The sequence below is a fragment of the Nocardia sp. NPDC003345 genome (assembly GCF_053589395.1).
This window is the reverse complement of the sequence record NZ_JBSFRU010000226.1, coordinates 1-10,770: the sequence shown is the minus strand read 5'-3', so window position 1 is coordinate 10,770 and position 10,770 is coordinate 1. Positions and strand designations below refer to the sequence as shown.

Below are 10,770 nucleotides of genomic sequence, written 5' to 3'. Positions count from 1 at the left end.
TCTGGCGCCGCTGGCCTACACGCTGTTCCAGCGCACCATGCGCCAAATCAAATCCGGATTCCTCGCCTCGCTGCCGTTCATCGCCGCCGTGGTCGGGGTGCTGTTCTCCGGTGTGTTCTCCGACTACCTGCTGCGGCGCGGGGTGCCGCTCGGTATCGCCCGCAAGGGTCCGATCATCGCCGGACTGCTGCTGAGCACCACGCTGATCGGCGCGAACTTCACCGATTCCACCGTGCTGGTGATCGTGTTCCTGTCGGTGGCCTTCTTCGGCAACGGCCTGGCCTCGATCACCTGGTCGCTCGTCTCGGCGCTGGCTCCCGAACGCCTGATCGGCCTGACCGGCGGCATGTTCAACTTCATCGGCAACCTTTCCGGTATCGCCACCCCCATCGTCATCGGATTCCTGGTCACGGATGCGAGTTTCGCACCGGCCTTCGTGTACATGACGGTCGTGACCCTGCTGGGCATCACGTCGTATGTGCTGCTCGTCGGCCGGGTAGAGCGGGTCCGGGAGCGGCGGGCGGTGCCGCAGCGCGGGTGATCGCAGGACGCCGCACACCGGTGAGGGTTGTGCGGTCCGGTTCCCGGCTTCGCGCCGGTGTGCCGCCCATGACGTCTAGGACGTCGCGGGCGGCACCGTCACCTCCTGCGGCGACTTGTCCGTACGCAGGCCGCGCCAGCTGGGGTGGCGCAGCCCGTCCCCGGTGAACTCCCGGAATTCGATATCACCGACCAGTACCGGATCCACCCAGTGTGTGGTCCCGGTCCGCGGCAGTGTGCGGGCCAGGGGACTGCCGGTGCGGGCGATCGTATCCAAGCGGGTGCGCAGGGCCCGGCGGTCCGCGGCGGTGAATCCGGTACCGACATTGCCGATATGGACCAGCCGGCCCTGCGGGTCGTGGGCGGCGAGTACCAGCGACCCGAAGGTGGCCCGCAGCCCGCCGTTACCCGTGGTCCACCCGGCCACCACTGCCTCCGTGGTATCACGCAGCGGGGTTTTGATCCACTCCGGCGACCGTCGCCCGGGCCGGTAGCGCGAGTCGATCTGTTTGGACACGATGCCCTCGAGCCGGGTCTCGCGGGCCGCGCGCAGCAGCTGTTCCGCACCCACACCCAGCCAATACGGTGGCGTCTGTACCTTTCCGGAAGCGAAACCCAGCGCGGCCAGCCGGTCCCGACGCTGTAGATAGGGCTCGTCGGTGCGTGTCTCGCCGTCCGATCCGAGCAGGTCGAAGAGGAAGAGCCGGACCGGGACCGCGGCGAGGAGCTGCCGCGACGGCCGGGCCACGTGCATACGGTGCTGTAACAGTGCGAACGAGGGCGCGCCCTCCGGCGTCTGCGCGACGATCTCGCCGTCCAGGATCAGTTCGCGGTCTCCGGCCAGCTCGGCGACGGCGCCGACGAGGTCCGGGTAGGTGGCGGTGATATCGCGACGGTTGCGGCTGTACAGATGACAGTCGCCCCCGGCGCAGACGACCATCGCCCGGACTCCGTCCCATTTCATCTCGACCGCCCACCCGGCATTGTCGGGTGGTTGTCCCGAAACGGCCAGCATCGGCGCCGGCGCAACGACCACCTGCGGAGATTAGCCCGCCGCCGGATGGGTGACGGCGACCCACCGGTCGGACTCGCGTGTTGTGCCCGGCGTAGCCGGGCCACGCGGCGACGCCTACCGGCTCGCGTACACGACCAGCAGGTCGCGCATGGCGCGGATCTCCCGGTTGGCCTCGGTGAGCGCGGTGCGCAGCCGATGGTTCTCGTCGAGCAGGTCGTCGAGGTCGAGGGCGGTATCCGAGGCGGTTCCGGCGGTGCGGACATGGATCAGTGTGGCGGCGGCCGGCTCCTGTTCGGGCGCGGGCGCGGTCTCGGACTCGTGGACCGGTTCGTGGTCGGCGGCGGGCGCGGTAGCGGGTTCGGGCTCGACGGGCTCCGGCGCCGGTTCGGGGACTACCGGGGCCTGCTCCGGCGTCGCGGCGGCGGGCCGGGACCGGCGGCGGCGGGCGGGCCGCGCCTCGGGGGTGGCATTCTCCTCTGCCGTGGCGGCCTTGACCCAGTTGGCGATCGTATTCGTCGCGGGTGATCCGCCTTCGCGCTCGGAGACGGCGGTGCAGGCGGCGTTGAGTGTGTTCCCCTGGTCGATAAGTTTCTTCACCCGATTGACGAGTTTGGTCTGTTCTCTTTTCGAGTAGCGGACTGCCATGGGTTTCCTCCTGCTCCGAGCGTTTGCACGCAAATTGAACCATTGTCCAGCACAGGTCGTCACGCCGGTGTCGTGTGAATGCCGATGACGGAGACGCGATATCCGTGTAGCGGGGTTCGAATTCCTTTTGCGGCAATGAGTTTGAAAGAATTGTGAATTTCGGCAGGCCACCGGATTCCGGGGCTGTGCGAGCGCCGGGCGCAGGTGGGGTGGGGCCGGAACGAGGTTGCGGGAGTCGCCGGGGGCGGAGGCGGGATGGATATCGCCGTGGCCGGCAATGGCTGGTAATTTGGTTGTGCTTTACGGCGATATGCCGATCCCCGATACCTCGGACGAAGTGGAGGCGGGTCATTCAGAGCGCGATGAGCCAGGTAATGCGATGACTTCCGGCCCCGAGAAATTCCGTGGCACGGGGGATTCCGCCGAGCGCCATCGGCCGTCTGCCGACGCCTCGGCGCGGCCCCCGGAGGGACCGGCGGTATCGCCTCCGTATGTCGTCGTGATGGGAGTGTCGGGAGCCGGGAAGAGTACGACAGGGCGGTTACTCGCATCGCGGCTGCGAGTTCCGTTCGCGGACGCCGACGATTTCCATCCCCCCGGAAATCTCGCCAAGATGTCGGCCGGGGTGCCGTTGACCGACGCGGATCGCCGGCCGTGGCTGGCCGCGGTCGAGGAATGGCTGGGCCGCCGCGGCCGGGAGCGAACCGGCGCGGTGGTCGCCTGTTCCGCCCTGAAACGGCAGTACCGCGACCGGCTCCGAGGCGCCGTCGCGGAGGTCTTCTTCGTGCATCCGAGCCTCGACCGGACCGAACTGCTGGCCAGAATGACCTCGCGAAACGCGCATTTCATGCCCGTTTCACTACTCGATTCGCAACTGGCCGCGCTCGAACCGCTGGACCCGGACGAGCCGGGGGTGACCGTACGGGGTGATCGAGGACCAGAGCGGATCGCCGAGCTCGCGGCCGGATATGTGCGCGGCCATATGGACCGGCGCTAGCCCGGACCGGCCCCACCCGTGCGGCCGGTCCGGTGGACCGGCCGCACATCGGACCCGGGCGGACTGCGCCGTACCGCCCGGCTACCGCGGGCGGATCAGCAGCCGCCGGAGAACGGTTCCCCGCGGAAACGTGCCTCCACGAAATTCCAGGCATCGGTGAAACCGGCCGCCGCGGCAGTCATATGCTCGGCGATATCGTAGGTGGTGAGTTTCACCGGAGCGCCCGCGCGACAGTACCGATCGGCGAACTCGGCGACACTGTCGTACGGGGTCAGGGTGTCGTACCGGCCGTGCCACAGATAGGTCGGCGCGGTGGGGACCCCGTCGTAGTAGCGCAGGCTGTTCTCGTGCAGGACCTCACGGGCTTCCGGGCTGTCCATCAGGCTCTTGGATGCCGCCATTTGTTCGGCGCTGCGGAAGGCACCGTGGAACAGCAGGAACCGGCGGCACGCGTCGTGGGTGAACTCCCGGAACCAGAGGCCGTTCTCGTTGAGCTGATCGGAGATCGGCAGCCGGTGCGGGTATTCGCGTTCCAGTCCCATCGCGGCGGCGAAGGCCAGGCCGAAGCCGGGATGCGGCGCGAAGCCCAGGCCCAGTGCCATCTGCTCGAGATCGGCCGGGATACCGCCGGCGACCACCGCCGAGATCTTCAGTTCCGGCGCGTAGGACGGATGCATGGCCGCGGCCCAGCCGGTGGCGAGACCGCCGCCGGAGTATCCGGCGACGGCGACCGGTGAATCGGACAGGCCCAGTTCGGCCACCCGCTGCACGGCGCGGATGCTGTCCAGGGTGACCATGCCGCTGAGCCGGCCCGCCGCGTAGGCGACGTTCGGGCCCAGATAGTCGGGTACCGAGATGGCCCAGCCGCGCCCGATCGGGAGCATGGCGCCGACGGCGTCCTGGAGTTCACCGTTGAACAGTGATCGGGACGGATTGCACCGGGTGCCGAGTGAGTTGATCAGCGCCTGGTAGGAGACCAGCGGCGGATTCTTCACCCCGGCGGGTAGCAGCACCGTGGTCATTCCCATGATGGCCTCGCCGCGGGAATTGGTGGACCGGAACGCCACCTGCCAGCCGTCGGTGCCCATATAGGGGGCGGTATCGATCTTGCGGGTGCGTACGACATCGCCCGGCTGGCGCTCGGCGATATCGGCGGGTGCGGTGTAGAAGGGGTCCGGGTCCGGCTGAGGGTAGAGCGGTTCGGCACGGGCGTCGACGCCGAACATTCCCACCGAGAACAGGGACAGCAGCAGGATCAGTATTCGGTTGGAGAATCTGGACACGATCTTCTTTCGGACAGCAGGAATCGGCCGGTGGCGGCCGGCATTCGTGGTGCCGCGGGTGCCGTTTCCGGGAGGTGATACGCGTAGCCCGGGGCGAACGTCGTCGGTCGCCCCGGGTGCGCCGCCGCGGCCCGGAGGCAGCGTGGTGGTCACTCGAATGAACTGTCCCCGTTGGCTTGTGGCCGCGGTTCGGTTCTGCCGGTTGAGCGCTACCTTACGACGCGGACGTATCGTAGCGGCGATCTTGGTCGGGGGATACGCCGCTTTTTGCCCGAATTCATAACGATCGCCCCGGACCCTTTCCACCGGTCACAAGCCCGATCCGGTGCCCGGAGCCCGGATCGGCGCGCACCGGGCAGAATCTGCATTCACATAATTTCCGCGGGCGCTCCCGCCGGTCCGTAGCGGTAATCGTCGAGCGGGAACCGGACGGCCTCGCGGTGCGCGCTGACGGTGCTGGTGGGACGCAGCAGCGCGGCTTCGCCGTGCTGGTTGAAGTAGTAACTGCGCGCGGTCGCGCAATCGCCGCCGTAGAACACCGAGGAACCGAGTTTGTCCGTCACCCGGTCGAGGAATTCGCTGTTGGCCGCCTCGCTCACCTCGAAGGTCGTCTCGCCGCGACGGCGCAGTTCCCGGAAGAGGCGGCCCATATGCTTCATCTGCGCTTCGATGGTGGTGAAGTAGGACAGGCCGCTGTAGGAATACGGGCTGTTGAGGCTCAGGAAATTCGGGAATTTCGGTACGGTGATGCCCTCGTAGGCCTGAAACCGGTTGTTCCGCCAGAATCCGCCGAGATCGACCCCGTCGCGGCCGGTGATCTCGAAGGCGGGAAAGTTGACGTCCCAGAGATTGAAACCGGTGGCCAGGATCAAGGTGTCGATCTCGGTCTCGGTGCCGTCGGCGGTGACGATACCGTTGGGTTCGATCCGTTCGATCGACTCGGTTTCGAGCCGGACGTGCGGTTTGTTGAAGGTGGCGAAATAGCGGTTGGAGAAGGTGGGCCGCTTACATCCGAAATCGTAGTGCGGTGTCAACTGCTCCCGGACGTGTTCGTCGCGGACCTGGGCACGCAGATGCGCCTTGGCCAGCAGGGCCGCCGCCCGGTTCATCGGCCGGGCCTGTTTGTAATGCAGCACCCCCACCACCATCAGGGCCTCGAGCAGGGACGTGTTGACCAGCCGGGCCGCCTTCTGGCTCGCCGGGATCCGCGCGAACAGCCGCTGTACCGCGGGCGGTATCGGCATATCGATCTTGGGTACGACCCAGATCGGCGTGCGCTGGAACACCGTGAGCGCGCGCGCCCGCGCGGCGACCTCGGGAACCAGTTGCACACTGGTGGCGCCGGTGCCGATGATCGCGACCCGGCGGCCGGCGAGATCGTAATCGGCATCCCAGTCGGTGGTGTGGATGATCTTGCCGGTGAAGGATTCGATGCCGGGGAACGGTGGGGTGTAGGGCTGGGAGAGGAATCCGGTCGCGGTCAGCAGATAGCGGGCGGTGATTTCCTCGCCACCGGAAATCGTGACCACCCAGCACTGCCGATCGGCGTCCCAGCGCGCGCTCTCGACGGTGGTGCCGAATCGCATCCGCTCCCGCAGGCCGTACTTGTCGGCGATGTGCTCCGCGTATTTCTTCAATTCGCCGCCGGGTGCGAACAGGCGCGACCAGTGGGGGTTGGGCTCGAAGGAATAGGAATAGGTCACCGAGGCGATATCGACGGCCAGCCCCGGGTAGCGGTTGACGTGCCAGGTGCCCCCGAGATCCGATTCCCGTTCCAGGATCACGTAATCGTGCAGGCCGAGACGGTCGAGCTGAATGGCCGCCCCCATCCCGCCGAATCCCGCACCGACCACGACGGCGTCGTAGCGGGGTGCCTCGCCTCCGGGCGCTCCGTCTCCAGGTGCCACGTCGTCTCCAGGTGCCACGTCGAACCCTCCAACCGATCTGAACGACACATCACAGAATGACACATCATTCCGCTTGTGATGACAGTATCATCGAGGGCGTGACGAAGCCATCGACGAGAGCCGAGCGCCGTAAGGCCGAGCTTCGGCAGGAGATCATCGACACCGCGTTCGTCTGTTTCGCCGAGAAGGGCTATCACGCCACCGGCATCGCCGATATCGCCACCCAGCTGGGCATCGGGCACGGCACCTTCTATCGCTACTTCAGCAACAAGCGCGACATCATCGATCATGTGATCGACGATCTCGCGGCGCGGATCATCGAGGCCCTGGGCACCGACAACGCTCCCGACGCGGCGACCAGCCTGGAGCAATACCGGGAGCAGATCGACCGGATCGGCGATGCCCTGGCCCGGATCCTCATCGCCGACCGCCGGGTGGCCCAACTGCTGCTCTTCCACGCCACCGGGATCGACGACGAGCTCACCCAGCGCCTCTACGGCCTGCTCGACACCGCCGACGCCCTCACCGCGGGCTACCTCGATCACGGTGTCGAACTCGGTTATCTGCGTGCCGATCTCGATACCCGCAATACCGCGCGGGCGGTGACGGGCATGCTGCTCGCCGGGGTGGTGCACGGCCTGCGGGATCCCGATGAGAAGGACATCGCCGATCTGAACCGGGCCATCCGGAAATTGCTGGTGGACGGGGTTCGCGCGGACCGGGTATGAGCCGGGCCACCGCTCGGGGTGCCGGGTGGGTGGGGCGAATGCCCTTACAGTGGAGTCATGTCGCCGATGGACGAATGGCATCCGTCCACCGTCGCGGACTGGTGTGATGAACGTCGACGGACCCGCTGGCGCGAAACGCGTCTCGGGCACCGGTGGAAGACGTTGCGCCGCACCAGGCTGGCGTTGTTGCGGGTAGCCACAGTATTGGTGATCGTCCTGGTGGCGTTCGCCCAGTACTGGGAGCACGATGTGGGGCCGGAACGGGCCCGGCTGGCACTGACCGAACCGGCTCTGCTGCCGATCGCCCAGCCCGCGCTACCCGAGAAACGGGATACCGCCGTGGTGGACCTGGTCGGCCTGGGTGGGCTCAACGCCAGTGGAACCGCCGCCGCGCTGCCCGCGCTGCGCCAGCTGGGTGCGGTCTGGGCCATCCGCTACGACAACCGCGGTATCGACACCGAGGTCATCGCCGATCTGGTGATCCGCGCGGCGGTCATGTCGGGCGTGCACGACATCGTGCTGACCGGCCACAGTATGGGCGGGGTGATCGCCTTGGAGGTGGCCGAACATATCCACACCGGCAGCGACCGCCGGCTGGTCGGGGTGATGCTGGACTGTACGCCGCTCGATCTGAACGCGGTCCGTCCGGAGAGCCGGGGGCTGGGGCAGGACATGGTCCGCTGGATGGGCTGGCTGCCGGGCGCGCGGGAGAGCCGCGGGTTGCGGGTGGCCGTCGAAACCTATGCCCGGCGCGACAACTTCATGAATCGCGGCGCCGTGCCCGGTATCCGGATGCACGATCTGGGCACCGCGGTCGAAGAGGTGCTGCGGGACAAGATCTACAACGAGGATGTCGCCAGCAACGGTTTGATCGAGGCCCAGTTCCTGGCCATCGTGGCCGGCGGCGCGACCGATGATCTGCGGGCCATATCGCGTCCATCGCACGGCAAACCACGCCCGGCGATCGTCTTCATCCGGCCACACGACGCGAGCCGGGACCGGGTGGTCGATGTCGTCTACACACACCGGGTACTGATCGACAGGGTCGGCGGTATCGACGGGAATCTGCTGGTGGTGAAGCCGCGCGGCACCGGGCACGCCAATCCGCGGCAGCGCCCGGCCGAGTACAACAAGGTGATCGCGCAACAGGTCCGGCCGTTCATCGAGCGCTACCAGGTGGAGCCCGGCCGGCTGGCTACTGCCGCTCCGGAGGCGCGGCCGCGCTGATACCGGGGTCGGCGTCGGCACCGAAGTGATCGGTGGCTGCGCCGGTGAGATACCGCTGCACCGTGGGGCCGAGCCAGTCGATCACCTCCTGGCGCGTCATCGCCGCCAGCGGCGGGAAGCGCAGGACGAACCGGCACAGTGCCATACCCAGGATCTGAGAGGCCACCAGCCCGGCACGCATCGTCCCCTCCTGTGGGTCCTCGCCCGTGGCCCGCAGTACCGGGCCGAGCTGACCGGCGAAGATCGAGCGCATCCGTTCGGCGATCGCGTCGTTGGTGACCCCGGCGCGCAGCAGGATGAACAGCGTCTCGTCGCGCTCCCAGCGGTCGAGGAAATGGGTTACCAGCGCGTGGCCCATACGTTCCCGGGGCGCGGTCGTCAGATCCGGTAGTTCCAGATCGAATTCGGCCGCGGCGGCGAACAGTCGTTCCTTGTTCCCGAAGTACCGCATCACCATGGCCGGGTCGATATCGGCATCGGCGGCGATGGCGCGGATGGTCGCGCGGTCGTAGCCGTCGGCGGCGAATCGTTCCCGGGCCGCGGCAAGGATCTTGTCTTTGGTCTCGGCGGCGGATCTCCTCATGCCAACAATTGTAGGCCAACAAGTGTTGACATAGCGACAGGGGTCGTTCTACCGTTGATGCCAACAGTTGTTGACTTTCTGGAAGGCGCAGGTAGGAACCATGAACACAGCCACAGCGGACGTTCTGGTCGTCGGGGCGGGCCCCGTGGGTCTCACCGCCGCTCTCGTCCTGAAGCAACTCGGTCACGATGTCCTGATCGTCGACGGCCAGGCCGCCGGAGCGAACACCTCCCGTGCGGCCGTGGTCCATTCACACACGCTCGAGATCCTCGAGCCCTACGGTGTCGTCCCCGCGCTGGTCGAGCGCGGGGTGCACACTCCGGTTTTCACCATCCGCGACCGCGACCAGGTGCTCATCCCGGTCCCGTTCGACGATCTGCCCACCGCCTACCCCTATACGCTGATGATCTCCCAGGCCGATACCGAGAAGTTCCTGCTGCAGCGGGTCACCGAACTGGGAGTCGAGGTGCGGCGCCCGGTCACCGTGACCGCCGTGACCCAGGACGCGGACGCCGTCGTCGCCACGCTCGCCGACGGCTCGCGACTGCGGGCCCGCTATCTCATCGGCGCGGACGGTATGCACAGCACCGTGCGCGAACAGGCGGGTATCGGATTCATCGGCGGCAGTTATGCCGAATCGTTCACCCTCGCCGATGTGCGGTTGAGCGGCGGGGTGCCCCGCGACGAGGTGATCCTCTACTTCTCACCCGCCGGGCTCGTGGTGGCCGCGCCGCTGCCCGACGACATGTTCCGGATCGTGGCCGCGGTGGACGAGGCGCCGCACGAACCGGATGCCGCCTTCGTCCAGCGTCTGCTGGACGAGCGCGGGCCGCGCGCCGTGCCGGCGGAGGTCACGGAGGTGGTGTGGGGGTCGCGGTTCCGGGTGCACCACCGGCTGGCCGATACCTACCGCCACGGCCGGATCCTGCTGGCCGGAGATGCGGCGCATGTGCATTCGCCGGCCGGAGGCCAGGGGATGAACCTCGGTATCGAGGACGCCGTGACGGCGGGCCGGACGCTGTCGCGGGTGCTCACGGGCGAATCCGAGGAGCTGTTCGACGAGCATGCGGCCGCCCGGCACCGGACGGCACGCGCGGTGATGTCGACCGCAGGCCGGCTCACCACCGCGGGCACCGTACCGGCGGCGGCGCGCCCGGTCCGCAATATCGGGCTGCGAGTCGCGGGGAAGTCGCCCGCGGTGCGCCATCGGCTCGCGATGCGACTGTCCGGGCTCGACCGGCGCTGATCCACTGTCCCACTCTCCGCCCCCGAAGGAATTTCTATGCGTATCGTCAACGACCGGCAGTCGGCCGAGGTCGAACTCGGCACCCCGACCGATCACGGTTTCCTGCTCCTCGCCGGCGAGACCGGCCGGTGGGCGGGCCCCCTGCCGGTGCGCTCCGGTACCCGGCGCCGGCTCCTGGACCGGATCGTGCCACTGTGTGAGCGACTGGCAGCCCGCGCCGAAGTGATCGAGGCCACGGCGTTCGCCGCGGCCCTGCGGCCACCGGGGGAGGGCGGGCAGATCCTGCGCCGCGCTGGTGTCCGGCCCGCCCGCTACGACGTGGTGGTTCTCGTCCGCGCCCGCGGCGTCGCCGACCTGGAGACCGTCCGAACCGCGCCGGCCTGGCACGAATTGGCCGCCCTGTTCGAGGAGCACGCTCGCGCGGTCCATCTCGTGGCCGCCGATAGTCCCGCCCGAATCGCCGATGTGGACGACGATCGCGGCTGGTTCCTGTTCAACTACTTCCACTGCGCCGACCGGCGGACCGTGCTCGACGTCTGGGAATACACCGCCGGCTGGTTCCAGCGCAAGACCGCGCTGCCGAATTCGGTGCCGATGCG

General features: G+C 67.9%; 11 protein-coding genes. 6 read left to right on the top strand and 5 right to left on the bottom strand.

The window, feature by feature from the left end:
* Positions 1-541, top strand: a 541-nt coding sequence (locus tag ACWDU1_RS22270; protein WP_450001156.1) for an MFS transporter, incomplete at its 5' end; no start/stop codon positions are given.
* 75 nt (positions 542-616) lie between these two features.
* On the opposite strand, the gene ligD is transcribed toward ACWDU1_RS22270, so the two are convergent.
* Positions 617-1,576 (bottom strand): non-homologous end-joining DNA ligase, encoded by a 960-nt coding sequence (gene ligD, locus ACWDU1_RS22265; protein ID WP_450001154.1) that lies wholly within the window; start codon positions 1,574-1,576, stop codon positions 617-619.
* A 93-nt stretch (positions 1,577-1,669) separates the two neighbouring features.
* Entirely contained in the window at positions 1,670-2,200 is a 531-nt protein-coding gene (locus ACWDU1_RS22260; protein WP_450001152.1) for a hypothetical protein, read from the bottom strand.
* A 502-nt stretch (positions 2,201-2,702) separates the two neighbouring features.
* On the opposite strand from ACWDU1_RS22260, the gene ACWDU1_RS22255 reads away from it, so the two are divergent.
* Positions 2,703-3,197, top strand: a complete 495-nt coding sequence (locus ACWDU1_RS22255; protein WP_450001158.1) for a gluconokinase — start codon at positions 2,703-2,705, stop codon at positions 3,195-3,197.
* Between the two features lie 95 nt (positions 3,198-3,292).
* Here the strand turns inward: ACWDU1_RS22255 and ACWDU1_RS22250 are convergent, their stop codons facing one another.
* Positions 3,293-4,480: a lipase family protein gene (locus ACWDU1_RS22250; RefSeq protein WP_450001151.1), complete on the bottom strand. Its 1,188-nt coding sequence runs from the start codon at positions 4,478-4,480 to the stop codon at positions 3,293-3,295.
* Positions 4,481-4,848: 368 nt separating this feature from the next.
* Positions 4,849-6,387 (bottom strand): flavin-containing monooxygenase, encoded by a 1,539-nt coding sequence (locus ACWDU1_RS22245; RefSeq protein ID WP_450001149.1) that lies wholly within the window; start codon positions 6,385-6,387, stop codon positions 4,849-4,851.
* Between the two features lie 56 nt (positions 6,388-6,443).
* Here ACWDU1_RS22245 and ACWDU1_RS22240 point away from each other — a divergent pair, with 56 nt between their 5' ends.
* Both ACWDU1_RS22240 and ACWDU1_RS22235 read left to right on the top strand, forming a co-directional pair.
* Positions 6,444-7,115 carry a TetR/AcrR family transcriptional regulator gene (locus tag ACWDU1_RS22240; RefSeq protein ID WP_450001147.1) on the top strand — a complete coding sequence of 224 codons (672 nt, stop codon included), beginning with the start codon at positions 6,444-6,446 and terminating at the stop codon, positions 7,113-7,115.
* A 57-nt stretch (positions 7,116-7,172) separates the two neighbouring features.
* Positions 7,173-8,342, top strand: coding sequence for an alpha/beta fold hydrolase (locus ACWDU1_RS22235; RefSeq protein WP_450001145.1), 1,170 nt, complete (start codon positions 7,173-7,175; stop codon positions 8,340-8,342).
* Here the strand turns inward: ACWDU1_RS22235 and ACWDU1_RS22230 are convergent.
* Positions 8,311-8,925 carry a TetR/AcrR family transcriptional regulator gene (locus tag ACWDU1_RS22230; protein ID WP_450001144.1) on the bottom strand — a complete coding sequence of 205 codons (615 nt, stop codon included), beginning with the start codon at positions 8,923-8,925 and terminating at the stop codon, positions 8,311-8,313. The genes ACWDU1_RS22235 and ACWDU1_RS22230 overlap by 32 nt on opposite strands.
* A 100-nt stretch (positions 8,926-9,025) precedes the next feature.
* On the opposite strand from ACWDU1_RS22230, the gene ACWDU1_RS22225 reads away from it, so the two are divergent.
* Positions 9,026-10,171 carry an FAD-dependent oxidoreductase gene (locus tag ACWDU1_RS22225; protein WP_450001142.1) on the top strand — a complete coding sequence of 382 codons (1,146 nt, stop codon included), beginning with the start codon at positions 9,026-9,028 and terminating at the stop codon, positions 10,169-10,171.
* A gap of 36 nt (positions 10,172-10,207) precedes the next feature.
* Positions 10,208-10,770: hypothetical protein (locus ACWDU1_RS22220; protein WP_450001140.1), on the top strand; the 563-nt coding region annotated here is incomplete at its 3' end.